The organism is Methylobacterium sp. W2 (assembly GCF_020662345.1).
Lineage (GTDB): Bacteria > Pseudomonadota > Alphaproteobacteria > Rhizobiales > Beijerinckiaceae > Methylobacterium.
The window spans coordinates 1-22623 of the sequence record NZ_VMOA01000069.1 but is presented as its reverse complement, the minus strand read 5'-3'; the positions used below and the strand labels follow the sequence as shown (position 1 = coordinate 22623).

Annotated in this window: 24 protein-coding genes; 9 read left to right on the top strand and 15 right to left on the bottom strand. The window is 69.3% G+C overall.

Annotated features, from left to right (window positions below; genetic code table 11):
- Positions 1-77: 77 nt before the first annotated feature.
- Complete coding sequence (locus tag FPV16_RS24935) at positions 78-1604, bottom strand: ABC transporter substrate-binding protein (RefSeq protein WP_413629387.1); 1527 nt, start codon at positions 1602-1604, stop codon at positions 78-80.
- 177 nt (positions 1605-1781) lie between these two features.
- On the opposite strand from FPV16_RS24935, the gene FPV16_RS24930 reads away from it, so the two are divergent.
- Positions 1782-2693, top strand: a complete 912-nt coding sequence (locus FPV16_RS24930) for a LysR family transcriptional regulator (RefSeq protein WP_227441206.1) — start codon at positions 1782-1784, stop codon at positions 2691-2693.
- A gap of 293 nt (positions 2694-2986) precedes the next feature.
- Here FPV16_RS24930 and FPV16_RS24925 read toward each other — a convergent pair whose 3' ends face one another.
- Positions 2987-3997, bottom strand: coding sequence for a 1-aminocyclopropane-1-carboxylate deaminase (locus FPV16_RS24925; protein ID WP_227441205.1), 1011 nt, complete (start codon positions 3995-3997; stop codon positions 2987-2989).
- A gap of 159 nt (positions 3998-4156) precedes the next feature.
- On the opposite strand from FPV16_RS24925, the gene FPV16_RS24920 reads away from it, so the two are divergent.
- On the top strand, positions 4157-4621 hold the full coding sequence (locus FPV16_RS24920; protein WP_227441204.1) for an Lrp/AsnC family transcriptional regulator: 465 nt from the start codon (positions 4157-4159) through the stop codon (positions 4619-4621).
- A gap of 87 nt (positions 4622-4708) precedes the next feature.
- Positions 4709-5989: a D-serine ammonia-lyase gene (locus FPV16_RS24915; RefSeq protein ID WP_227441203.1), complete on the top strand. Its 1281-nt coding sequence runs from the start codon at positions 4709-4711 to the stop codon at positions 5987-5989.
- Between the two features lie 64 nt (positions 5990-6053).
- Here the strand turns inward: FPV16_RS24915 and FPV16_RS24910 are convergent, their stop codons facing one another.
- The 3 genes from FPV16_RS24910 to FPV16_RS24900 all read right to left on the bottom strand — a co-directional run bounded on the left by FPV16_RS24910 (position 6054) and on the right by FPV16_RS24900 (position 9252).
- Positions 6054-7226: a zinc-dependent alcohol dehydrogenase gene (locus FPV16_RS24910; RefSeq protein ID WP_227441202.1), complete on the bottom strand. Its 1173-nt coding sequence runs from the start codon at positions 7224-7226 to the stop codon at positions 6054-6056.
- 312 nt (positions 7227-7538) lie between these two features.
- The gene (locus FPV16_RS24905) at positions 7539-8642 is read right to left on the bottom strand and encodes a tlde1 domain-containing protein (protein WP_227441201.1); all 1104 of its coding nucleotides are present in this window, start codon (positions 8640-8642) and stop codon (positions 7539-7541) included.
- Between the two features lie 310 nt (positions 8643-8952).
- The gene (locus FPV16_RS24900) at positions 8953-9252 is read right to left on the bottom strand and encodes a hypothetical protein (RefSeq protein ID WP_227441200.1); all 300 of its coding nucleotides are present in this window, start codon (positions 9250-9252) and stop codon (positions 8953-8955) included.
- Positions 9253-9511: 259 nt separating this feature from the next.
- Between FPV16_RS24900 and FPV16_RS24895 the strand changes: the two genes are divergently transcribed.
- Positions 9512-10501 (top strand): Ldh family oxidoreductase, encoded by a 990-nt coding sequence (locus tag FPV16_RS24895; protein WP_227441199.1) that lies wholly within the window; start codon positions 9512-9514, stop codon positions 10499-10501.
- 87 nt (positions 10502-10588) lie between these two features.
- Positions 10589-11785: an App1 family protein gene (locus FPV16_RS24890; RefSeq protein WP_227441198.1), complete on the top strand. Its 1197-nt coding sequence runs from the start codon at positions 10589-10591 to the stop codon at positions 11783-11785.
- Positions 11786-11803: 18 nt separating this feature from the next.
- On the opposite strand, the gene FPV16_RS24885 is transcribed toward FPV16_RS24890, so the two are convergent.
- The 10 genes from FPV16_RS24885 to mdcA form a co-directional block, all read right to left on the bottom strand.
- Positions 11804-12097 (bottom strand): hypothetical protein, encoded by a 294-nt coding sequence (locus FPV16_RS24885; RefSeq protein ID WP_227441197.1) that lies wholly within the window; start codon positions 12095-12097, stop codon positions 11804-11806.
- 79 nt (positions 12098-12176) lie between these two features.
- Positions 12177-12626 (bottom strand): GNAT family N-acetyltransferase, encoded by a 450-nt coding sequence (locus FPV16_RS24880; RefSeq protein ID WP_227441196.1) that lies wholly within the window; start codon positions 12624-12626, stop codon positions 12177-12179.
- Positions 12627-12857: 231 nt separating this feature from the next.
- Positions 12858-13109, bottom strand: a complete 252-nt coding sequence (locus FPV16_RS24875) for a hypothetical protein (protein WP_227441195.1) — start codon at positions 13107-13109, stop codon at positions 12858-12860.
- Positions 13110-13178: 69 nt separating this feature from the next.
- Complete coding sequence (locus FPV16_RS24870) at positions 13179-14126, bottom strand: malonate decarboxylase subunit epsilon (protein WP_227441194.1); 948 nt, start codon at positions 14124-14126, stop codon at positions 13179-13181.
- Complete coding sequence (gene mdcB / locus FPV16_RS24865) at positions 14123-14980, bottom strand: triphosphoribosyl-dephospho-CoA synthase MdcB (protein ID WP_227441193.1); 858 nt, start codon at positions 14978-14980, stop codon at positions 14123-14125. The genes FPV16_RS24870 and mdcB overlap by 4 nt, the downstream gene beginning before the upstream one ends.
- A complete protein-coding gene (mdcG, locus tag FPV16_RS24860) occupies positions 14977-15648 on the bottom strand; it encodes a malonate decarboxylase holo-[acyl-carrier-protein] synthase (protein ID WP_227441192.1) in 672 nt (223 codons plus the stop codon). Before mdcG ends, mdcB begins: the two co-directional genes overlap by 4 nt.
- Positions 15641-16372, bottom strand: coding sequence for a biotin-independent malonate decarboxylase subunit gamma (locus FPV16_RS24855; RefSeq protein ID WP_227441191.1), 732 nt, complete (start codon positions 16370-16372; stop codon positions 15641-15643). The genes mdcG and FPV16_RS24855 overlap by 8 nt, the downstream gene beginning before the upstream one ends.
- Entirely contained in the window at positions 16359-17291 is a 933-nt protein-coding gene (locus tag FPV16_RS24850) for a biotin-independent malonate decarboxylase subunit beta (RefSeq protein WP_227441190.1), read from the bottom strand. The genes FPV16_RS24855 and FPV16_RS24850 overlap by 14 nt, the downstream gene beginning before the upstream one ends.
- Entirely contained in the window at positions 17291-17602 is a 312-nt protein-coding gene (gene mdcC / locus FPV16_RS24845) for a malonate decarboxylase acyl carrier protein (protein ID WP_227441189.1), read from the bottom strand. Before mdcC ends, FPV16_RS24850 begins: the two co-directional genes overlap by 1 nt.
- Positions 17603-17616: 14 nt before the next feature.
- On the bottom strand, positions 17617-19263 hold the full coding sequence (mdcA, locus tag FPV16_RS24840) for a malonate decarboxylase subunit alpha (protein ID WP_227441188.1): 1647 nt from the start codon (positions 19261-19263) through the stop codon (positions 17617-17619).
- A 300-nt stretch (positions 19264-19563) separates the two neighbouring features.
- On the opposite strand from mdcA, the gene FPV16_RS24835 reads away from it, so the two are divergent.
- The 4 genes from FPV16_RS24835 (at position 19564) to FPV16_RS24820 (ending at position 22550) form a co-directional block, all read left to right on the top strand.
- On the top strand, positions 19564-20232 hold the full coding sequence (locus FPV16_RS24835; RefSeq protein ID WP_227441187.1) for a GntR family transcriptional regulator: 669 nt from the start codon (positions 19564-19566) through the stop codon (positions 20230-20232).
- A 137-nt stretch (positions 20233-20369) separates the two neighbouring features.
- Positions 20370-20711 carry a hypothetical protein gene (locus FPV16_RS24830; protein WP_227441186.1) on the top strand — a complete coding sequence of 114 codons (342 nt, stop codon included), beginning with the start codon at positions 20370-20372 and terminating at the stop codon, positions 20709-20711.
- Between the two features lie 41 nt (positions 20712-20752).
- Complete coding sequence (locus FPV16_RS24825; RefSeq protein WP_227441185.1) at positions 20753-22144, top strand: PepSY-associated TM helix domain-containing protein; 1392 nt, start codon at positions 20753-20755, stop codon at positions 22142-22144.
- Positions 22145-22169: 25 nt separating this feature from the next.
- Positions 22170-22550 (top strand): hypothetical protein, encoded by a 381-nt coding sequence (locus FPV16_RS24820; protein ID WP_227441184.1) that lies wholly within the window; start codon positions 22170-22172, stop codon positions 22548-22550.
- The last annotated feature ends 73 nt before the right edge of the window (positions 22551-22623 follow it).

Here is a 22623-nt window from a genome sequence, read left to right as displayed (position 1 = left end):
GGACACGTGGGCTGCATCCGCGATGAGTGAACGGGCAAGCCTTCCGTGGGCGGCGCCTCGCGCCTCGAGTTCGCCCGTTACTTCCAGCTCGCCGCGTAGAAGCGTGGCAGCTCGTCGGGCTGCGCAGTAAAGACGAGGTCGGAGGTGAAGGCGTAATTGGTCGAGTAGGAGAACAGCGGCAGGATGTAGGCCTGGGCCGCGATGCGCTTCAGGGCCTCGGCGTATTTCACCTTGCGCGCGGCCGGATCGGTGGCGCCGTCGCCGGCCTGGAGTGCCGCGATGGTCTCGGGATCCTTGGTCAGGTCCTCGTCACCGCCCTTGAGGTAGACGCCGGTGAAGGCCGAGACGTCGAGGACCGAGAACGAGCCCCAGGTCTGGAAGGCGATGGAGACCTTGCCGCCCCGGATCATGTCGCGCAGCGCCGCGTAGCGCAGATAGTTGAGCCGGGCGGTGATGCCGACGGCGCGGAGATACCCGATCACGGCCTCGGCGTAGTCGCGCTCGCGATAGGCGCCGAGATCGATCTCGAACCCGTCGGGATAGCCGGCCTCCTTGAGGAGCGCCTTGGCCTTGGCCGGATCGTAAGCGTAGCGCGGCACGCCCTCGTCGGTACAGCCGAACTGGTCGATGAAGCAGGCCGCGTTCATGACGCGGCTGCCGCCGCGGACAAGGTTGTCCACCATCGCCTTGCGGTCGATGGCGTAGGAGATCGCCTGCCGGACGCGGGGGTCCTTCAGGGGCGAGTTCTCCTTGGCGCGGCCGAGGGTGTCGAACTGGAGGAAGCCGACCCGCATGGTCTCGGCGCTGAGCACGCTGACATTGGGCGCAGCCTTCAGCTGGTCGGCCTGGTCGCTCGGCACACGCCAGATCCAGTCGATGCCGCCGGTGACGAGTTCGGCCATGCGGCTGTCGGCATCGGGGATGACGCGGAATTCGAGCTTGCCGATCTTCGGCGAACCGATTGGGCTGCCGGGCCAGTACTTGGCGTTGCGCTCCATCTTCACCCCGCGTCCGTTCTCGACGCTGGTGATGCGGTAGGGGCCGGTGCCGATGGGAGCCTTGGCGAACCCGTCGAGGCCCACCTTCTTGAAATAGGCCGCCGGGAAGATCGGGGTCGGTCCGGCAAGGTATTCGAGGGCGGCCGGGAAGGCGGTCTTGAGGTGGATGCGGACGGTCCTGGCGTCCACCACTTCCGTCGACTTCATCCAATCGACGTTCTGCTTCGTTACCGTGCGGGCTTCCGGCGTCAGCACGTAATTGAAGGTGAAGGCCACGTCCTCTGGACCGAAGACATCGCCGTTATGGAAGGTCACGCCCTCGCGCAGGGTCAGTTCGAGGGTGGTCGGGTCGACCCAGGTCCAGGCGGTGGCCAGCATCGGCTGATACGTGCCGGTCTTCGGGTCGCGGTAGAGCAGGGTGTCCCAGACGTTGCGGGCGAGCACGACGCCCTCGCGGGCGCTGTTGTGATACGGGCTGACGTTCTCCGGCTCGGTATCCGAGGCATAGACCAGGGTATCGTTGGCCTTGCCGGCGAGCGCCGGAACACTGAACGTCGTCAGCAGGAGAGCGAGTGTGGCGCCTGCCGCGGGAAGGTATCTCGCCATGATCTGCATCCCTTCAGCTCCGCGACATCCCGACGGACACTCTCACGTCTCGCCCTGCCGCTTTTTTCGTCGTGCCATGATGTTGTGCATTTTGCATCGCAACAAGTAGAATTTGTCGAAGCTTGCCGTGCCGTTTCGGCAATGGTCCTGAAGCCGGCGTGGGATGGGAGAGCGACCATGCAGATGTCAGGCCTGCGCTATTTCCTCGCCGTCGCCCGCACGGGCTCCATCGCGGCGGCCTCCGCCCAGCTCAACGTCGCGGCCTCGGCGATCAGCCGGCAGATCGCCAATCTCGAAGCGGAGCTCGATTGCGTGCTGTTCGAGCGCCGGCCCCGCGGCATGGTCGTGAGCCCGGCGGGGGAATTGCTGGCCCGGCATGCGCGCCAGACACTGGTGCGGGCCGAGCAGGTGGCCGCCGAGATCCAGGAATTGCAGGGGCTGGCGCGGGGCTTCATCCGCGTCGCCACGGCGGAGGGATTCGCCCTCGACCTCTTGCCGAACGCCATCGCCGAGTTCCACGCCCGCTATCCCGGCATCCGGTTCGAGATCCAGGTTCTGCCGCCGGCGCAGGTGACGCAGGTGGTTGCGGCCGGCGACGCCGATATCGGCATCACCTTCGCGCTGGCGCCGACGAACCTCGTCACGGTGATCTACGACACGACGGTGGAGATGGTGGCGCTGGCGGCCCCCGACCATCCCCTGGCCGGCCGGGCATCGATCGGGATCGGCGAACTCCAGGCCTATCCGATCGCGATGCCGCCCCTCGACACCACGGCGCGTCTCGTCTTCGACACGGCCTGCCGGGCGGAGGGGATCGCCATCGAGCCGACGCTGACCTCCAACATCCTCACGGCGCTCCTCCCCTTCGTGCGGCGGACGAAGGGGATCGCGCTGATGTCGGCCCTCTCGGTGCAGACGCCGGTGCGGCTCGGCGAACTGGTCTGCATCCCGGTCCAGTCGCAAGCGAGCCTGCGGCGCGGCATCCAGGTGCAATTGATGCGGGACCGCAAGCTGCCGCATGCGGCCGAAGCGTTCCTGCGCCAGCTCATCGCCGCCCTGCCGCCGGCCGAGGCCGGCGGTGCTTGGTGAGGGATGCTTGCGCGGGTACCCTTCCTGAGAGGCTAACGGATTCACACATCTACTCGACGTCTGTCCGCTCTATCCAGGAGTGTGCGGCCTAAGGCGCGACAGTCTCCCTCTCCTGGAAGGAGAGGGCTGGGGTGAGGTGTGGTCCATCTCCGAAAAGGTCCCACACCTCACCCTGTCCCTCTCCTTCCAGGAGAGGGGACCCGAGCAGCCCGCGAGATGTCTGAATATCGCAGCATGAGAGGAGAGGGGCAGCGGCGCGATCAGTCCATCCGAAACCTTCGATGGTTCTCGTCTCAGCCGTTCCGGAACGTGTAGCTGTAGCCGTTCAGGGCCGGCGCGCCGCCGAGATGGGCGTAGAGCACCTTCGAGCCCTTGGGGAAGAACCCCTTCCGGGTCAGATCGATCATGCCCTGCATCGACTTCCCCTCGTAGACCGGGTCGGTGATCATGGCCTCGAGGCGGGCCGAGAGGCGGATCGCCTCCACCGTCTCCTTCGAGGGCACGCCGTAGACCGGGTAGGCGTAATCCTCGTTGAGGACCACGTCGTCTTCCGTGATCTCGGGGGCGCCGATGAGAGCGGCCGTCTTCTGTGCGATGTCGAGCACCTGCGCCTTGGTCTGGGCGGGAGTGCAGGAGGCGTCGATGCCGATGACGTTGCGGGCGCGGCCATCGGCGGCAAAGCCCACCACCATGCCGGCATGGGTCGAGCCGGTGACGGTGCAGACGACGATGTAGTCGAAGTGTACGCCCATCTCGGCCTCCTGGGCCCGGACCTCCTCGGCAAAGCCCACATAGCCGAGGCCGCCGAACTTGTGCACCGAGGCGCCGGCGGGAATCGCGTAGGGCTTGCCGCCCTTGGCCTTGACGTCCTCCAGGGCGGCCTTCCAGCTCTCGCGGATGCCGATGTCGAACCCGTCATCCACGAGCTGCGTCTCCGCGCCCATGATGCGCGACAGCAGGATGTTGCCGACCCGGTCGTAGACGGCATCCTCGTGCGGCACCCAGGCCTCCTGGATCAGCCGGCACTTCATGCCGATCTTGGCGGCCACCGCCGCGACCATGCGGGTGTGGTTGGACTGCACGCCGCCGATGGAGACCAGCGTATCGGCTCCGCTCGCGATGGCGTCGGGCACGATGTATTCGAGCTTGCGCAGCTTGTTGCCGCCAAAGGCGAGGCCGGAATTGCAATCCTCGCGCTTGGCGTAGATCTCGACATCACCGCCGAGATGGTCGGTGAGGCGGGACAGCTTCTCAATCGGGCTCGGGCCGAAGGTGAGGGGATAGCGCTCGAATTTCGACAGCATGGTGTGACGCGTCCTCGGTATGGCGACGGTCGAACGCTAGCAAAAGACGACCGAAAGGTGCTCTCGAAGATTGGGCGATTTCTGCGGTCGCGGCTTGCATCCGCGCCACGATACCGTCCACATTGTCCATGAAAACCGGATATCACGAAAGAATCTTCCATGCCGGCAGCGCTCGACTGGATCGACCTGAAGATCCTGCGTCTGCTCCAGGCCGATGGGCGCATGAACAATGCCGAGATCGCCAAGCGGGTGAACACCAGCGCCGCCACCTGCCACCGCCGCACGCAGCGCCTGTTCGACGAGGGCTATATCCGCGGCGTCCATGCGCAGATCGCGCCTGAAAAAGTCGGGCGGGGGTCCCTCGTCATCGTCGGGGTGGTGCTCGACCGCTCGACGCCGGAGAGCTTCGCCGCTTTCGAGGCCGCCGCCCAGGCGATGCCGACCATGCTCGACTGCCATCTCGTGGCCGGCGATTTCGACTATTTCCTCAAGATCCGCGTCTCCGACATGGCGGATTTCAACCGCCTGCACAGCGACACCCTGATCGCCCTGCCGGGGGTGCGGCAGACACGGACCTTCTTCGTGATGAAGGAGGTGGTGGACAATGCGCCGATGGATCTCTGACGGCGAGGCTTGCGCGAGGCGGCCCCTCCGGTCCATCGAGCGCCGCGACGGCGCCGAGGCCACCGGGATTCCAGGAACGGAGAACGCATGAGCATGGATGCCGACACGTCGCCCGCCCCCTCCCTCGATGCCATTCCGGCGAGCGTGCGCGAGGCCCGGCCCAGCCTCTGGCTCAATCCCCATCTCCGGCCGGCCGCCGAATTCCTGCCGAGCCTGGCCTTTTCCCTCGCCGATGTGGAGGCGGCGGAGGCACGCTGGCGCCGTTTCGATCCGCTGCTACGCCACCTTTTCGACGATCTCGACACCGGGCGCATCGACTCGCCCCTGATCCCTCTCGCCGACCCTGTGGCGCAGGCCATCGCGGGTCCGGCCGGCGGCGCGGTCTGGGTGAAGGCCGATCACGACCTGCCGGTCACCGGCTGCATCAAGGCGCGGGGCGGCGTCTACGAAGTGCTGGTCTATGCCGAGCGGCTCGGGCTCGAAAAGGGCCTGCTGGGGCCGGGGGATTCCTATGCCCGGCTGGCGGAGGCGCAAGTCCGCGAGGCGTTCGGCGCCCATACGGTGGCGGTCGGCAGCACCGGCAATCTCGGCTTCAGCGTCGGCGTGATGGCGCGGGCCCTGGGCTTCGCGGTCGAGGTCCACATGTCCCACGACGCCAAGGCGTGGAAGAAGCAGCGTTTGCGGGACATCGGCGCCGAGGTGGTCGAGCATCAGGGCGATTACGGCAGCGCCGTCGCGGCGGCGCGGGCCGCCTTCGAGGGCAGAGCCGAAGCCCATTTCGTCGACGACGAGAGCTCGGTGGACCTGTTCCTCGGCTATGCGGCGGCGGCCTTCGACCTGCAGCGCCAACTGAGTGAGGCCGGGATCCGGGTCGATGCGGCCCACCCGCTCTGCGTCTATCTCCCCTGCGGCGTCGGCGGCGCGCCCGGCGGGGTCACCCTCGGCCTCAAGCTGCTGTTCGGCGACGCGGTTCGCTGCGTCTTCGTGGAGCCGGTGGCCTCGCCCTGCATGCTGGTGCAGCTCGCCGCCGGCCTGTCGCGCCCGGTGGACGTCTACGAGATTGGTCTCGACAACCGCACCGCCGCCGATGGGCTCGCAGTGGCCGGCGCTTCCATGCTGGTGGCGGAAACCGTCGGTCCGCTCATCGAGGCGGTGGCCACGATCGCGGATGCCGACCTGTTCGCCTGGGTGAAACGCCTCTGGTCCGATCCGGGCCTGCGCCTCGAACCTTCGGCCGCGGCGGGTTTTGCTGCCATCCGGCCCTATCTCGACGCTGCCCGACCTGCGCAGGCGACGCATGTGGTCTGGACCACCGGCGGGGCGCTCTTGCCCGAGGCTGAGTTCCAGGCCGCTCTGGCGCGCGGATAGAGGTGACGGACAAGTCTATCGTTCGGATGTGGCCCCGTTTCGGGCCACATCCGGATCGACGCGATCAGTTCGGGTGGAAGACCACCTTCACGCAACCGTCCTTCTTGTCCCGGAACGTCTTGTAGAGGTCGGGGCCGTCCGCGAGGTTGGTGGAGCGGTGGGTGATCATCGAGGTCATGTCGATTTTGCCCTCCTGGATCAGCTTCGTCAGCGTCTCGAGGTAGCGCTTCACATGGGTCTGACCGCTCTTCATGGTCAAACCTTTCTGCACGATCATGCCCATGTTGACCGGGATCGGGCCGCCATACACGCCGGGGACCGAGACGATCCCGCAGGGCCGCACCGCCTTGATCGCCTCCATGAGCGCGTAGGGACGCTGGGTCGAGGTGAGCTTCTCCTGGATCGTGTTGACGATGCTGGCGACGCCGTGCCCGGCGCTGGCCTCCATGCCGACGCAGTCGATCACGCCGTCGGCGCCCTCGCCCTTGCTGATCTCCTTGATCCGCTCGAACACGTCCTCCTTCATGAAGTCGATGACGTCGGTGGCGCCGTATTTACGGGCAAGCTCGATCCGCTCCGGCACCGTCTCGATGGCGATGATGCGCTCGGCACCCATGATCTTGGCGGATTGGATCGCGAACAATCCGACAGGGCCGGCGCCCCAGACCGCGATGATCTCGCCGCCCTTGATCTCGCAATGTTCGGCGCCCTGCCAGCCGGTGGGCAGGATATCGGTGAGGAACAGCAGCGACTCGTCGTCGACCCCCTCCGGCGCCAGCATCGGTCCCACATCGGCCATCGGCACGCGCACGTATTCCGCCTGGCCCCCGGAATAGCCGCCGGTGAGGTGCGAGTACCCGAACAGGCCGGCGGTGGTGTAGCCGAACTGCGCGGCCGCCATCTCGGCATTGCGGTTCGAGCGCTGGCAGACCGACCAATTGCCGAGCTTGCACTGCCGGCACTCGCCGCAATTGATGTTGAAGGGCACGACGATGCGGTCGCCCTTCTTGAACTTGGTGAAACCCTGGCCAACCTCGACCACCTCACCCATGAATTCATGGCCGAGGACGTCGCCGCTCTCCATGGTCGGCATCTGGCCGTCCATCAGGTGGAGGTCCGAGCCGCAGATGGCGCAGGACGTCACCTTGATGATGACGTCGCGGGCATCCTCGATCCGGGGATCGGGCACCGTATCGCAGCGGATATCGCCCTTGCCGTGCCAACACAGTGCTTTCATGGCGCTCTCTCGAAACCGGAATGTCAGGACAATCGCCGGGAACGCCCTGGCGGCCTGGACGCCGCGGGGCCGAACCCCGGCGCCGATGGCTCCGGAGGAAAACCCGAGCCGAGTCCATGAGTTCCAGAATGTCGATCGCGTCATTTCAAGCAAGTTCGAGCTTGAGCATATCGTGGATCAGTTCGTATGAATTAGGACAAACTATTCACCGCGAAAAACACCAGCGCCAAACATAAGTTACTCGCTAATTCGGCAGGAAATACTGCCATCCTGCGACGGCCCGGGATCGGCCGGATGGGAAACGACCAGGGATCAGCGGCCGAACAGCCTCGCTGTGAACGAGGCCGGTGCGTCGCCCTTGTGGCCGGCCACCACCACGAGGCGGCGGATGTCGCCGCGCAGATAGGCCTGCAGGAAGCGATTGTAGTCCCTGAACACCACGCAGCCGTTGGACGCGCCGCTCGGGCCGAGCATGTAGGTATGGGCGAGGATGCCGTCGCGGCCGTGGATGGCGGCGCTGCCGCCGACAGGGTTGAGCCGGATGGCGCGCACCCCGTGGAACAGGGCCTCGCGCTCGGTCAGATCGTAGGTGCCGGGCGGCGTCGCCCCGCGCATGCGGACATGGACGAGACGCGGATTGTCCATGTGCTGGCCAAGGCCGGAATGGGCCTCCAGCTGCTCCCCGCTCGGCAGCGTCACCGTGCTGGCGCTGATGTCGTAGATCGCGGTCCCGCCGCCCGCCGTCGCCGGCACGCGGTCGAGGACACGGCGCTGGCTCAAATCGATGGCCCCCGTATCGGCGGACGCATAGGCGAGGGCAGGTGCGGGGCTGCGCTCGGGATCACGCCGGCCGAACACCGTCTCGAAGAACGACCGCTCGGCCTCCACGTCCTGGCGGGCCGCCACCACCGTCCGCGACGACGGGCGGCGGGTGGCGAGGCGCGGCTCGCGGGAGAGAGGCTTCAGGTCGAAGGGGCGCGGCACCGGGGCGGGCATCGGCTGGACGAGGCGGGCCGTCTGCTGGAGCGGCCGTGCGGCGGGTGCGAGTTCTGACGAGGCCGGCGCCACGGCGGCGAGCGCGATTTCGGGGGCGATCTCGACGGGAGAGGCTTTCGGTGCCGCGAACCCGGCCACCTGCATGGGCTCCGAGGCGCGCCAATCCGGCGTCCGTGCACCCAAGGCAGGGGAGGGGTCGAGCATCCAGGCATAGCTGCGGGCGACCGCGGCGGGGGTCACCTCGGGGGAGACCTGCCGGCCGGCGAGCTGTGCCGTCGCGGCGGGCACGGGCGCGTCCAATCCGGTCAACCGGGGAAAGGTCGCGACGAACAGGGCGACGACGGCAGTCTTCAGAAGGACGCGGCTGCGCGGCCGGGAACGGCGAGGGCGGCGGCGATAGGTGGACGCATCGTCGATCATGCGGGCTGTACTCGGATACGCGTACCCTGCCCGCATGGCCCTCGAACGACCTCACCAAGCTCCCGCAAGAGCCACGAGAAGGTAACATCGATCATCCATGTCGTTTTAGGGAACCATCAACCTTGATGCCTCCCATTCAGCGCGAAGTTGGTTAATCACCAATAAATCGCGAGCATGTTTTTCGACAGAATGTCCTGGCCGCCAGAACGATTCCCGGCCACCCGACATGAAAGCGCCCCGCCTGCCTTTCGGCGGACGGGGCGCTCTCCTTGAGGCGACGCGTTCTGTCTCCAGAAAGCGCCCCTGACCTTTACTTGCCGCTGGGGGCGGCGCCGCTGCCGGTGGCGGCATTGCCGCCGTTCGAGCCGGCCGGTGCGCCCGGCGTCGCGTTGGAGGGAACGTCGCGGGACATGCCCGGAGCCATGGTGGAGCCGGTGGCGTCGGCTCCGCCGCCCATGCGCTCCATGCCCTTCTCACCGTTGCTCTTCACGCTGCCGGGATTGTTCATGTTGCCCTCGGCGCTTCCGCCGCCCGCAGCCGTCTGGGCAAAGGCCGCGCCGCTCAGCGAAACGGCGAGGGCGGCAGCAACAGCGAATGTCTTGATCTGCATAGTCTATTTCCTCATGTCGTACGGACTTGGCCTAATAACGCCGCACCATCCACATGGTTCACCGAAATAACGCCCCGGAAATTTTCATTTTAAAATACGACACGTGCCCGCTGACAGCCACGGCTCAGCTTATCTGGCGGCCGCTTTGTCTTAAATCATACCATCGCGAACGTTCAGCTAAAGCCGGCTCCGGCGATGCCCGGTGCCGGAGCGGACTTCGCTCTCGACAGGCCACGGAGAGCTGTCTTAAGGCCAAGCGATGCCGATCCTCCGCCTCGACGCCGCCCATCGCCTCGCCACCGACACCCTCGTCCGCTGCGGAACCGCGCCCACCCAGGCCGAGAGCGTCGCCCGCGCCCTCGTCGCGGCGGAAGCCGACGGGCTGCGGACCCACGGGCTCATGCGGCTGCTGGCCTATGGCGAACAGGTGCGGGTGGGGAAGGTCGTCGGCGACGCCGTCGTGTCGAGCACGCGGCCGAAACCGGGACTGCTCGCCATCGATGCCGCCCACGGCTTCGCCTATCCGGCCCTCGACACGGCCATCGCCCTCCTGCCGGAGATCGCCCGCGAACAGGGGATCGCCGCGGCCGCCATCCGTCGCTCGCACCATTGCGGGGCGGCGGGCCGGCCGGTGGAGGCTCTCGCCGAACACGGTCTCGTCGCTATCCTGTTCGCCAACGCCCCCGCCTCCATGGCGCCCTGGGGCGGAACCCGGCCGGTCTTCGGCACCAACCCCATCGCCTTCGCCTGCCCGCTGCCGGGGGCGGAGCCGATCATCGTCGATCTCTCCCTGTCGAAAGTGGCACGCGGCAACATTATCACCGCCAAGCAGCGCGGCGAGGCGATCCCCGAGGGCTGGGCCCTCGACGCGGAGGGCAACCCGACCACGGACCCCGTGGCGGCGCTGGCCGGCACCATGGTGCCGTTGGGCGATGCCAAGGGCACGGCCCTCGCCCTGATGGTGGAACTGCTCGCCGCCGGCCTCACCGGGGCGCGTTTTGCCAGCGAGGCCACGTCCTTCCTCGATGCCGAGGGCGAGCCCCCGTCCACCGGCCAGTTGATCCTCGCCATCGACGCCACGGCCTTTGCCGGCAATGCCCTGGAGCGCTTCGCGGTGATGGCCCGCTCGGTGGCGGACCAGGACGGCGCGCGGCTGCCCGGAACCCGCCGCTTCGCTGCCCGCGCCCGTGCCGCCGAGGAGGGGATCACCCTCTCCGAGACGCTGCTGGCCGAAATCGAGCGGCTGTGACGACGCTCAAACCGAGCCGTCCCGCGCAACCTTCGGCCCCGACGGCGGCTTGACCGCGATCACGATCGACTTGCTTCGGGCCGGCCCATGACCTCACCCCCTCCGACCCTCGAACGGGCGACGCCGCGCTGGCGCAAGGCGGCCGGCCGCCTGCTGGCGCTGGCCGCACGGCCGGTGCGCCGGGCGCAGGGGACGGGCGGGACCGTGATCGAGGCCTATCGCGGCTACGGCTCGACCCGGGAGATCTTCCTGATCGGCCGGGTCTTCCACCAGGCGCGCCGCGAGCCGGCCCCCGAGGCCGACGACATCGCCGCCGACCTGCGCGACATTGCCCGGCGCATCCGCCGGCGCAAGGTCGCCGATGCGTCCGTCGTCGCGCGTTTCGGAGGGGCCGAGACGACCGCCGTCACCGACCGCGACGGCTATTTCCGGGTGAGCCTCAAGCCGCCGAGCGTGCCCGCCGGCGACGGCCATTGGCACATCGTGGATCTCGAACTCGCGGCCGATCCGCCGGTGCGGGCGCAGGGGCGGGTGTTCATTCCCCCTGAAAACTGCCGCTTCGTCGTCATCAGCGATATCGATGATACGATCATGCATACGGGCGTGGCCAACAAGCTCAAGATGCTGTGGCGCCTGTTCGTGGCCGATGCGGAGGACCGCGTCGCCTTCCCCGGAGCGGCGTCCTTGAGCCGGGCGCTGCATGCGGGCGCCACCGGCGACCAGTCGAACCCGATGCTCTACGTCTCGCGGGCGCCCTGGGGCATCTACGACATGCTCAGTGAGTTCTTCCGGCAGCACGGGATTCCGGCGGGGCCCGTGCTGTTCCTGCGGGAATGGGGCCTCTCCTGGCGCCATCCGCTGCCGCGCCGCGCCGAGGACCATAAGCGCGACCTGATCCGCCACATGCTGGCGCTCTACGGCGACCTGCCTTTCGTGCTCATCGGAGATAGCGGCCAGCACGACCCCGAGGTCTATGCCAAGATCGTCTCGGAGAATCCCGGCCGGGTGCTCGCCGTCTATATCCGCAACGTCTCGCGCGACCCGTCCCGGGCCGAGGAGATCGAGCGCCTGTCGCAGGCCATCCTCGAGGCCGGCAGCAGCCTCGTGCTCGCCGGAGACACCACGATCATGGCCGAGCATGCCCTGTCCCTCGGCCTCATCGGCAAGGCGGGAGCGGAGGCGATCCTGGCGGAATGCCGGTCACAGGACATGCCCGAGACGGTGGAGCCGATCATCATCGAGCCAGGCGACGACGACGCCACCGCCCGCAAGGCTCCGGCCTGAGAGCGGGGCTGTGCCGCGTCAGTATCCGTATCCGTCATAGCCCCGACGCGAGGGCCGATAGCCGTATTCGCCGGCGCCGCCATAGGGGCGGGGAGCGACGTAGCGCCGGCCGTAGGTCTGCAGATAGGGGTCGAGGCGGGGATCGCGGTAATTGCCGTTGTTCACGCCGGCCGAACGGTCGTTGCCGCTGAGCGCAGAATAGGGCGAGAGCCCGTCGCCACCGCCGCCGCTGCCGCCGCGCGCCTGGGCCGTACCGGCGAGGCCGAGGATCAGTGCCGAGGCGAGCGCCGTGCGGATGAGAGTCCGTGTCATGCCGGTCTCCTTGATCGGATCGAAACGATCCGGGGAAGGAACGGCGCGGCGAATCTCCCGGTTCCCTTCACCCGCGGCCTCAGCTCTTCTTGCGCAGCGGCCGGGTGAACAGCGATCCGGCGCGCTCGAACCCCGTGCTCTCGCAGAAGACCCGCAGAGTGTCGTCATCGGGCGAGGCAGCCAGTTCGAGGGTGGCGCATCCGGCCGTGCGGGCGGCCTGCGACGCGGCCTTCAGCAGCAGGCGGCCGATCCCGCGCCGGCGCTCCTCCGGCCCGACCAGGAGGCCGGTGATCTGGGCGACGGGCTGAGCCGCCATCAGCGAGCGATACCAGTGCAGGACGACGAGGCCGCTCGGCGGTCCCCATTCGACGGCGATCAGGGCCGCTCCGCTCCCCAGGCGCAGGGCCTCCAGCCGCTCGGCCAAGTCGCTCACCGCGATGGTCTGTCCAGACGCCCGGAACAGGGCGGCGAGGCCCGCCGCGTCGGCAGCCGTTGCAGCCCGGATCTCGAGCCCATAGCGGCTAGCCAAACGCGTCTCCGACGGAAGTCACCCGGACATCCATAGACCGCCGGCGGCAAACTCGGGACATCCCCTCGCGCGGCCCGTCCGGGCGGGCCTGAAGACGGACGGGGCAGCGTGCCATCGGCACGCCGCTCCGTCCGTCCGCTGCGCCTCGCTTGGGGGCAATCGGAGCGCAGCACGTCCGTTTCGCGCGCTTACGTTTCTGGATGATGTCCGAGCCTCGCAGGAGCCTCTGATTCAGCGGTCGCAGCCGATGCAAATGTCGCGCACCACGCGGTTGCGCATCGGGCCGGTCCGCTGGTTCGGAAGCTCGCCCCCGAAGGCGTGGAGCTGCGGACGCGGAGGCGGTCCGGGATATCGGACGGGCTCGCTCGGGACGGCGCTCGGCGGGGGTGGCGGCGGCGTGAGCGCCATGTTCTGGGCAAAGCAGGGGCTCGCCGATGCGAGGGCAACGACCAAAGTACCCGCCCCGTAGATCCGTCTCGACATGGCCAAGTCTCCGCCCGCTTCCCCAACGCGCCGGCGGGGCATAGGGTTCACGGCGGGCACCGAGGCGGCTCAGCCGGCGCCGGCCTTCGCCGCGAGCCAGTCCGTGAGCCCGGACAGGGAGCGGAAATCGGAGACGGCGTGGACGGCCGCGTCCGGCAAGGCCTCCCGCGCCATGGTCGCCAGGGCATGGCCGGGGCCGAGTTCGAGGACGGCCTGCGCCCCGGCCTCGCGGAGGCCGTCGAGGCAGGCCGCCCAATCGATGGTCCGTGAAATCGCGGCGGCGAGCTTGTCGAGCCCCTTCGTGGGATCGAAGACCGGGGCACCGTCGAGACCGCTGAGGAGGCGAGGGGGCGGCGACGGGCCGAGGCGAGACGGCGTCAGGATCTCGGTCCGCGCCAGGTCCTCGGCAAACCGCGCGCTGGCCGCCGCCAGGAGCGGCGTGTGCGAGGGCGTGTGGACCGGCAGCACCACCGCCCGCGCCGCCCCCGAGGCGAGCGCGCGGGCGCACAGGGATTCGAGAGCGGCCACCGCGCCGCCGGCGACCACGCTGTCGGCGGCGTTGAGGATGGCGAGATGGCAATCGTGCTCCTCGACCAGGGCCGTGACGCGCGCGCGCGACAGGCCGCGGAGGCCGGCGAGCCCGTAGCCCTGCCCGCTGGCCTCATCCATCGCCTCGGCCCGGGCAGCGGCCAGATGCAGGACCGAGGCGGGCGAGAGCCGCCCCGCGCAGCCCCAGGCGGCGAGATCGCCGATGCTGTAGCCGGCCAGGACCACCCGGCCGGAACATCGGTCCCGCAGGACGGTCCAGGCGGCGAGGCCGGCCACACAGCACAGGATCTGACCGGTGCGGTTTTCGTGCAATTGCGAACCGCCGGTCCGGGCGAGGTCGCGCGGGTCGGCGCCGAGGAGAGGTGTCGCCGCCGCGAAGATGTCCTGCGCGGCGGGATGCTCGGCCGTGAGATCGAACATGCCAGGATGCTGGCCGCCCTGGCCCGAGAGCAGGACCGCGAGACTCATGCCGCCTCCAGTCCGTCGACGAACAGGGTCATGGCTAGGAGGTCGGCGCTGCCGCCAGGGCTGAGATGACGGGCGACGAAAGCCCGGTGGATCGCCACCGCCCGCGCCCGCCAATCGTCCCGCGCGACGCCCCCTCCGGAGAGGAAACCCGCGGCCGACGCGCGGGCGAAGGCATAGCCCGCCTCGCCGCCGCGATGGAGCAGGTTGGTATCCTCGAGTTGCGCGATCAGGGCGAAGCAGGTCTCGACGCGGGCGGCCTCCTCGTCGCCGGGGCGGAGATGTCGCGCCCGGCGCAGGGCGGGCAGCCCGACCCAGTAGAGGGTGGGAAATCCGGCCGCCGCCTCGGCGGGTGCGCCGCCGATGCCGTAGCGCCGCCTTGCTGCCGCGCCCGGCGCATGGAGCAGGACGGGTCCGGCCAGGATCGCCTCGCCGTAACGCTCGCTCACGTGGCGCCCAAGGGCTCCCGGCCGCAGGCGGCAAGCACCGAGGGCACCTGCGGCGGCGCTGAGCAGGCCGAGTCCGAAGATGGCGCCGCGATGGGTGTTCACCCCACCCGTCGCCTCCCGCATGGCGGCTTCGGCCTTGATGCCGATCCGGCGAAGGGCGGACATGCCGGCGCCAGTGGCACCGGCACGGGCGAGATCGGCAAAGGAGGGCAGGAGAGCCATGGCACTGGCGCGAAAGGTGCCGGCATCCATGTCGGCATGGCTGCCGCGATCCACATGGCTGACGAGGCCGGGCTTCGGATAGGTCTCGACTTCGAGGCGCAGGGAATCGACCGCGCGTGCCGCGATGTCTCCGGGGCTGAGCGGAACCCGGGAGTCCCATGCCGGAGAGCGTGCGAGGGCGATCATGGCACAGCTTCCCGGAGAAACGACGCCGCGGGGCGCAGGCCGAGGCTCTCTCGCCCCTTGCACAGGACGGTTCCGCCCTCGGGAGCGTCCAGCAGTTCGCGCCAGTTGATGCCGGCCCCGTCGGGCAGGACGATCTCGCCGTCGAGACGCATCGGAGCGCCCGCCTCGATCCGTGCGAGGGCCTGCAGGAAGTGGGGATCGACCGGGCCAGAAACCGGCCAGAGCAGGTCGAGATCGGAGCCCGGCCCGAGATAGGGAAGACCCGTCAGCGCCTGCCACAGCAGGCTTCCGAACACATGCGGCACGAGGCGGTACTCGCGGCCGAGGGCCATCACCCCATCGACCACCGGCCGCCACGCCTCCGGCGCTGTCATGCGCGCGCGCTCCAGGGGGACCGGCGCATGACGGCTCGCGGCGGCGGGCGGGATTGCGAGGCCGATCCGGCGCTTGCCGGCCGATGGCGGCAGCGGCAGGCCGGCGGGGATGTGGTCCATCGGCTCGCCGGGATCGCGGCGGCGGACGATGACCGGCCAGCCGCGACGGGCCCAGTCGGCGAGATGGGGGACGCCGTCGAGATCCAGGCGGCCGGCAAGGAGGCGGCCCCAGGATTCCGGGTCGATGAGGAGGAGGTCGTGGCGGGCGAGGCCCGACGCCTCGTCCTCAGTCACGGGGCGCCACGTCGCCCGTCGCCGCCCGCACCACCCGCCCGGCGATGTCGCGCGCCATGAGCCGCCCACCGCGCGCTTGGCCGAGTTCGTCGCGGCAATCCGTTGCCGAGCTCCCGGCGATGAGGGACTCGATCTGGGGACCGAGCGGCGTCGACGGGTCGAGCACGGTGTGGACCGCCCCGGCCTTCACCATGTTGTCGAGACCGGGCGCGAAGACGGAGGTGGATGTCGCCATCTCCTCGAGCCGGTCGAGGGGGAGCTTGGTGACGCGGGCCACCGAGGCCAGGTCCATCACGCTCGGATGGGCGCCGGGCAGGGCGGCGAGCACCCGCGTCGCCAGGGCGGTGGCGATGAAGGCGCCGGCCGCCGTGTGCCCGTAGACGAGGCCGATGGTGGGGTGGCCGCTGGCATCGGCGAGGAGCAGCGCCTTGGCGAGATGGGCGAGATATTCGTTGAGGCCCAGCAGCTCGTCGCGCCGGCTCATGCGCTGGCTGTCGGAGTCGATGGCGACGAGGATCGGCACATCGCCGCCCCGGCGCACCACATCGAGCACGCGCCCGGCGAGGAGGCAGGCGCCCTCGATCCCGAGCGGGGTGTTGCCGTCGATCCCGACCACAGCGAGGCGGCCCGCCCCGAAAGGCCCGTCGCCGCCAATAAGGCCATCCACGACCGCGACGCCGTGCCCCTCGGGAAACAGCGAGGCCAGGATTTCAGCGAGCGTCATGGGGCGCCTCCGGCAGGCGGGCGAGGAGGGCGTCGAATCGGTCCGCGTCGAGGCCCGGCACGGAGGCGGGATCGTTCACGCCGAGGCGGCCCCAGATCTCGGTGGCGTCGCGGGCATCGCCGAACCGGTCGAGGCGGGCTTCGAGGCGAGCCTGTTCGGCTTCCAGGGTAGCGAGGTCGAACGGCCGGGCCTGCCCGATCTGGCTCATCGCCGCATCGCGAAAGGCGCGGATCGTGTCGTCGGCGAAGGCGTCCGCCCCGCCGATGAGGCGGCGGTGCTTGCCGCCCATGGTGCGCCAGACCAGCGCCCGGTCGCGGGAATCGAACTCCTCCGCCCCCTTGTTGGTCTCGATCACCTCCGGGCCGGAGACGCTGATACGTCCGCCCTCCGAGACCACGAGACGTGAACAGGTGCCGGCGATGAGCCCGCCGCCGCCGTAGCAGCCGGCGCGCCCGCCGATCAGCCCGATCACCGGCACGCCGGCCCTGCGCAAATCGGCGATAGCGCGCATGATCTCGGCGATGGCGGTCTCGCCGGCATTGGCCTCCTGCAGCCGGACGCCGCCGGTATCGAACAGGATCAGCACCGCCGCCGGCCTCACCGCGAGCGCCGCTCGCAGCAGCCCGACGAGCTTGGCGCCGTGGATCTCACCGAAGGCCCCGCCCATGAAGCGGCCCTCCTGCGCGGCGATGAGGATCGTCGCGCCATCGAGGAGGCCGCGTCCCACCACGATGCCGTCGTCGAAGGCGCGGGGCAGGTCGAAGGCGGGCAGATGCGGGCTCATCATCCGCTGCTCGGGGCCGATGAATTCCTCGAACGTGCCGGGATCGAGGAGGGCGTCGATGCGGGCGCGGGCGCTCGCCTCGTACCAGCTCTGGTCGAGGGGATCGGCGGAGAGGGAGACGGGGCTTAGCGCCATCACACGGCCTCCATCAGGCGGGCACCCTGGAGCAGGCGCAGGGTCACGGTGTCGGGCCGGGCCCCGCCATCGTTGATGGTGATGCGCAGACCGCCGGGCTGACGCCGCGCCACGAAGTCGGAGACCACCGCCTCCCAGACCGGGCCGTAGCCGTTGATCGCGGTATCGATCTCGACGATGCATGCGTCGGCGGGCAGGCTGCGCTCCATCAGCACTTCGAGGTTGCCGGAGGCGACCACGCCGGTGATCGCCTGGGCCTTCGTGCCGGGCAGGGGCTTCGACGTCCGATGCCGGAAGGTCAGCTTTTCCATGGGGCGGCGCTCCCTCACCAGTTCCGGAACTTGGCCGGCGGCTCGTAGAGTTCGCCCGACCAGTGCACAAGGTCCTTGATCGACCGCGCCGCCAGCAGCGAGCGGTCGGCGTCGAGGGGATCGATTCCGAGATCCTCCGGCCGGCGGATGATTTTTCGCGCCCGCAGGGATTCGACCATCGCGTGGTCGCGCCCGCGCCCGACATCGGTGTAGCCGGCGACCCCGCGGATCGCCTGCTCGCGCTCGTCGAGCGTCCGGCACAGGAGCAGGTTGGCGATGCCCTCTTCCGTGACGATATGGGTGACGTCGTCGGCATAGACCATGACGGGAGCGAGTTCGAGATCGAGCTTGCGCGCCAGTTCGAGGGCGTCGAGCCGCTCCACGAAGGCCGGGACCAGCTTGTCGCCGAAGGTCTCGACCAGCTGCACCACGAGCTTGCGTCCGCGGCGCAGGGCGGGATCGCCGGTGCCGCAGGCTTCCTCACCGGCCTTCATCCACGGGTCGGAGGGGTGACGCCGTCCATGCGGGTCGGAGCCCATGTTCGGCGCGCCGCCGAACCCCGCCACCCGGTTGGTGGTGACGGTGGAGGAATTGCCCTGGAGATCGATCTGCAGGGTCGAGCCGATGAAGAGGTCGCAGGCATAGAGCCCCGCCGTCTGGCAGAAGGCGCGGTTGGAGCGCAAGCTTCCGTCGGAACCGGTAAAAAACACGTCCGGCCGCTCGCGGATGTAGCGGTCCATCCCGACTTCCGAGCCGAAGCAGTGGATCTGCTCGACCCAGCCCGATTCGATCGCCGGGATAAGGCTCGGATGCGGGTTGAGCGCCCAATGGGTGGCGATTTTGCCCTTGAGACCCAGCCGCTCAGCGAAGGTCGGCAGCAGCAGCTCGATGGCGGCGGTACCGAAGCCGATACCGTGGTTGAGGCGGCGGATGCCGTATTCGGCATAGATCCCCTTGATCGCCATCATGGCCATCAGGATCTGCGTCTCGGTGACCGCCGCCGGATCGCGGGTGAAGAGCGGTTCCACGTAGAATGGCCGGTCGGCCTCGACCACAAAATCCACCCGGTCGCCGGGGATGTCGACGCGGGGCACCCGGTCGACGATCGCGTTCACCTGTGCGATCACGACGCCGTTCTTGAAGGCGGTGGCCTCCACCACCGTCGGCGTGTCCTCGGTATTGGGGCCGGTATAGAGGTTGCCGTCGCGGTCCGCCGAGACGCCGGCGATGAGGGCGACATTGGGTGTCAGGTCGATGAAGTAGCGCGCGAAGAGTTCGAGATAGGTGTGCACCGCGCCCAGAGCGATCTGCCCGCCATAGAGCATCCGGGCGATGCGCGCCCCCTGCGGCCCGGAATAGGAATAGTCCAGGCGCCGGGCGATGCCCTGCTCGAAAATGTCGAGATGCTCAGGGAGCACGATGCCGGACTGGACCATGTGCAGGTCGTGGACCCGCGCCGGGTCGCAGGCGCTCAAGCCCCTCGCGAGGCAATCCGCCTGTTTCTGGTTGTCGCCTTCGAGGCAGACCCGGTCGCCGGGCAGCAGCACCGCTTCCAGCAGATCGACCACCGCCGACGCGGCCACGACCTTGCCCTGGGCATGGGCGCGACCGCGCTCGATCCGCGCGTCCCTCGCCTTTCGCTGCACCCGCCAATCGGCCATCCGATCCGCCTCTCGTCATGCGGCCCCGCAGCGGCGGAAACCATGGGAACGCGCGCCTCGCGACACGTCGCGCACCGTCTTGTGTCACACCATGCGTACCTCGAATGAGGCCCAAGTCAACGTTGAGTATACCGATATGGGGTATCATCCTGGTAAAGAATACGAGAGAGGCTAGGGAAAGAGGCTTGGCATTCCGGGCGTGGCACAACCCTCCCTCGCCCGCTTGACGATCCGGGCCATCGTGGGATGAGGGATACCGTCAGGCGGTCCGGCGACGCAGGCAGGAGAGGGACGACGACCATGGACGGCATCGCCGAGGAGCGGGGGCTTCTCTCCGACCTGATCCGCAACGCCCTGACCGACGAGATCGCGGCCGGCACCCTGAGCGCCGGCACGGCCCTGGACGAACAGGATCTCGCCGACCGTTTCGGTGCCTCCCGCACGCCGGTGCGCGAGGCCCTGCGCCAGCTCGCCTTCAACGGTCTCGTGGAGCTGCGGCCGCGCCGGGGTGTCGTCGTCACCCGGATGACGCCCGAGCGGATCATGGACATGTTCGAGGCCACCGCCGAGTTCGAGGCGATGTGCGTGCGCCTCGCCACCTACCGGATGACGCCGCTCGAGCGCAGCCACCTCCTCGACCTGCATGCCCAGTCGGAGGCGATGGTGGAGGCGGGCGACGTCGACGCCTACGACACGCTGAACCGCGGCTTCCACGAGGCGCTCTACGCCGCCACCCATAACGGCTTCCTGCTGGAACAGGCCCTCGCCTTGCGCACCCGCCTCTCGGGGTTTCGCCGCACGCAGCTGCGCCACGGCGAGCGGATCAGGACCTCCCGCGCCGAGCACGGCGAGATCCTGGCGGCCATCGCCGAGGGCGACGGCGACGCAGCAGCAAGGCGGATGCGCGCCCACATGCTCAACGCCGCCAGCGCCATCGGCCATTACATCGCCGAACATGCCGGTGTGTGAGGTCCGCGATGTCTCGGACATCTGCCTCCTCAAGGGCTCCCGCCGTCGGGGACGAGCCTGCGAACCCGGGAGGAACCACGTTGACGGCGCGAGAACCTCTGCCGTAAGGCCAAGTCATGCGGAAGCTCTCGCCAGGGATGCCCGGCCTCCGCGCGATCATCGCCATGATCGCGCTCTATGGCCTGTGCCTCCAGGCCTTCCTCGGCACGATGGCGCCACCGGCCCCGGCAGGATGGGAGAGCACGCTCTGCGGGCATGACGCGCCGGACGATCCCGCCGATGCGAGCCCGGTCTGCCCGCATGCTTGCTGCACGGCGGCCCATGCGGGGCCGCAGGCGCCGGGACCGGACACGGCCTTCGCAACGGTGGTCTGGCAGGCCCGCCCGGCCCCGCTTCCGCCACGTCCGGACATGGCGATCCCACGTGCGCGGGCACCGCCCGACCAATCCATCGGATCGCGAGGTCCACCCTCCGCCTGAGAGATCAACCTCTTCGATCGCTCGGACCCGGACCTTACCCGATGACCACTTCCCGACAGGGCGCCTCCCCGGCGCAGGCCGCCATGCGCGTATCCCGCGACGGCGTCTATCGCGCCGTCTGGCGCTGGCACTTCTATGCCGGGCTGCTGTGCCTGCCGTTCCTCGTCCTGCTCTCGGCCACGGGCGCGATCTACCTGTTCAAGGACGAGATCAACGCCACGCTCTTCGCCCACCGCACCGAGGTGACGGAACAGAACCGCCTCCCCGTGAGCCCGAGCCGCCTCGTCTACACCGCCTCGGAGGCCGTTCCGGGGGGCGTGCCGGTCTCCTTCACTGGCCCGGGCTCCGCGACGGCTTCCGCCATCGTGACCATGCGGGAGGGCGCCACCCGGATTCAGGTCTATCTGAACCCCTATAACGGCGACGTGCTCGACACGGTGACCGCCGACACCGACCCGATGATGGTGGTGCGGCGCCTGCACAGCCTCAGCTATTTCGGCACGGTCGCCAACGGGATCGTGGAGGTGGTGGCCGGGTTCGCCATCATCCTCGTCGTCACCGGCACCTATCTGTGGTGGCCGCGCGGACAGGGGAGCGGGACAAGAGGCGGTGTCGTGACCGTGCGGGCGAGGCCGTCCAAGCGCGTCTGGTGGCGGGACCTCCACGCGGTGACGGGCCTCGTGGCCGGCACCGGCCTGTTCTTCCTCGCGATCACCGGGCTGCCCTGGTCGGTCTGGTGGGGTCAGCAGGTCCGCGCCCTGTCGAACGAGGCGGGGCTCGGCCAGCCGCGCGCTGTGTGGGCGGGCAAGGCGGTGTCCGCCGTGCCGATGGGGGACCGGCTGACCAACACCGGCTGGACCATGGAAGACGCGCCGATGCCGGTCTCGCAGGCGACGGAGGCGCCGGCCATCGGCCTCGACCGGGCAACCGCCATCCTCGACGGGCTCGGCATGCCGCACGGCTACGAGGTGGCGCTACCGGTCGGTCCGACCGGAATCTACGCCGCCGCGATCTATCCCCGCGACGTCGACCGCCAGCGGCTGATCTCCCTCGATCAATATACCGGCGCGCCCCTGCTGGACGTGGCCTTCGCCGATCTCGGCGGGGTGGGGCAGGCGATCCAGTATGGGATCGGCCTGCACAAGGGCGAGTATTGGGGCCGCCTCAACCAACTGGCCATGCTCGCCTTCTGCCTCGCCACGATCCTGCTGAGCGTCACCGCCGCGGTGATGTGGTGGAAGCGCCGGCCCGCCGGCGGTCTCGGCGTCCCGCCCTGGCCGCGCGACCGCCGGATCGTGGCCACGGTCACGGCCCTGGTCCTCGGCCTTGGCGCGCTGTTTCCGCTGACCGGCCTCGCGATCCTCGCCATGATCGGGATCGACCTCGGCATCCAGGCCCTCCGGCGCGGAGCGCGGCGACCGGCGGCGGCCTGATCCGAGCGACGCGGGAGCAGCACCCGTGACCGACCTCATCCGTCTCCTGCACACCATGCGCCTCTGCCTCGGCAGCGGGTTGATCCTGCTCGCCCTATGGGGACAGGCGATCGCGCCGCTGGCCGCCTTTCGGGTTTCGGGGGCGGTCGCCGCCCTCGACCCTTCGGCGATCTGCGGACATGGGGAGCGCTCCCCCGCCATCGGAGATCAAACTCCCGCCGCGCCGGCCTGCAAGGCCTGCCCGCTCTGCGCCGTCGGGCTGTCGAACCCTCTGGTTCCCCAAGCGCCATCGGTGGCGCGGCGCCAGGGCTGGCATGCGCTGGCCTGGTCGATCCCGCCGCCCTCCGTGCCGGCCCGTCCGCATCGCCCGTCCGGCCAGCCGCGCGCACCGCCGACCGCGTCCTGATCCAGCGCGCGCCGTCCCCCACGGCGCATCCCCTCTGCCGCGATCCGGAACGAACCCCTCGATGTCCCCCTCC

What these genes read in the sequence shown, in the direction of transcription:
- FPV16_RS24885 (WP_227441197.1), bottom strand. Translation starts at nt 12,097, where the DNA reads ATGACACGGACTCTCATCCGCACGGCGCTCGCCTCGGCACTGATCCTC.
- FPV16_RS24825 (WP_227441185.1), top strand. Translation starts at nt 20,753, where the DNA reads ATGACCACTTCCCGACAGGGCGCCTCCCCGGCGCAGGCCGCCATGCGC.
- FPV16_RS24925 (WP_227441205.1), bottom strand. Translation starts at nt 3,997, where the DNA reads ATGCTGTCGAAATTCGAGCGCTATCCCCTCACCTTCGGCCCGAGCCCG.
- FPV16_RS24905 (WP_227441201.1), bottom strand. Translation starts at nt 8,642, where the DNA reads ATGATCGACGATGCGTCCACCTATCGCCGCCGCCCTCGCCGTTCCCGG.
- FPV16_RS24920 (WP_227441204.1), top strand. Translation starts at nt 4,157, where the DNA reads ATGCCGGCAGCGCTCGACTGGATCGACCTGAAGATCCTGCGTCTGCTC.
- FPV16_RS24835 (WP_227441187.1), top strand. Translation starts at nt 19,564, where the DNA reads ATGGACGGCATCGCCGAGGAGCGGGGGCTTCTCTCCGACCTGATCCGC.
- mdcB (WP_227441193.1), bottom strand. Translation starts at nt 14,980, where the DNA reads ATGATCGCCCTCGCACGCTCTCCGGCATGGGACTCCCGGGTTCCGCTC.
- FPV16_RS24900 (WP_227441200.1), bottom strand. Translation starts at nt 9,252, where the DNA reads ATGCAGATCAAGACATTCGCTGTTGCTGCCGCCCTCGCCGTTTCGCTG.
- mdcA (WP_227441188.1), bottom strand. Translation starts at nt 19,263, where the DNA reads ATGGCCGATTGGCGGGTGCAGCGAAAGGCGAGGGACGCGCGGATCGAG.
- FPV16_RS24895 (WP_227441199.1), top strand. Translation starts at nt 9,512, where the DNA reads ATGCCGATCCTCCGCCTCGACGCCGCCCATCGCCTCGCCACCGACACC.
- FPV16_RS24910 (WP_227441202.1), bottom strand. Translation starts at nt 7,226, where the DNA reads ATGAAAGCACTGTGTTGGCACGGCAAGGGCGATATCCGCTGCGATACG.
- FPV16_RS24855 (WP_227441191.1), bottom strand. Translation starts at nt 16,372, where the DNA reads ATGACGCTCGCTGAAATCCTGGCCTCGCTGTTTCCCGAGGGGCACGGC.
- mdcC (WP_227441189.1), bottom strand. Translation starts at nt 17,602, where the DNA reads ATGGAAAAGCTGACCTTCCGGCATCGGACGTCGAAGCCCCTGCCCGGC.
- FPV16_RS24850 (WP_227441190.1), bottom strand. Translation starts at nt 17,291, where the DNA reads ATGGCGCTAAGCCCCGTCTCCCTCTCCGCCGATCCCCTCGACCAGAGC.
- FPV16_RS24870 (WP_227441194.1), bottom strand. Translation starts at nt 14,126, where the DNA reads ATGAGTCTCGCGGTCCTGCTCTCGGGCCAGGGCGGCCAGCATCCTGGC.
- FPV16_RS24875 (WP_227441195.1), bottom strand. Translation starts at nt 13,109, where the DNA reads ATGTCGAGACGGATCTACGGGGCGGGTACTTTGGTCGTTGCCCTCGCA.
- FPV16_RS24930 (WP_227441206.1), top strand. Translation starts at nt 1,782, where the DNA reads ATGCAGATGTCAGGCCTGCGCTATTTCCTCGCCGTCGCCCGCACGGGC.
- FPV16_RS24915 (WP_227441203.1), top strand. Translation starts at nt 4,709, where the DNA reads ATGAGCATGGATGCCGACACGTCGCCCGCCCCCTCCCTCGATGCCATT.
- FPV16_RS24890 (WP_227441198.1), top strand. Translation starts at nt 10,589, where the DNA reads ATGACCTCACCCCCTCCGACCCTCGAACGGGCGACGCCGCGCTGGCGC.
- FPV16_RS24830 (WP_227441186.1), top strand. Translation starts at nt 20,370, where the DNA reads ATGCCCGGCCTCCGCGCGATCATCGCCATGATCGCGCTCTATGGCCTG.
- FPV16_RS24935 (WP_413629387.1), bottom strand. Translation starts at nt 1,604, where the DNA reads ATGGCGAGATACCTTCCCGCGGCAGGCGCCACACTCGCTCTCCTGCTG.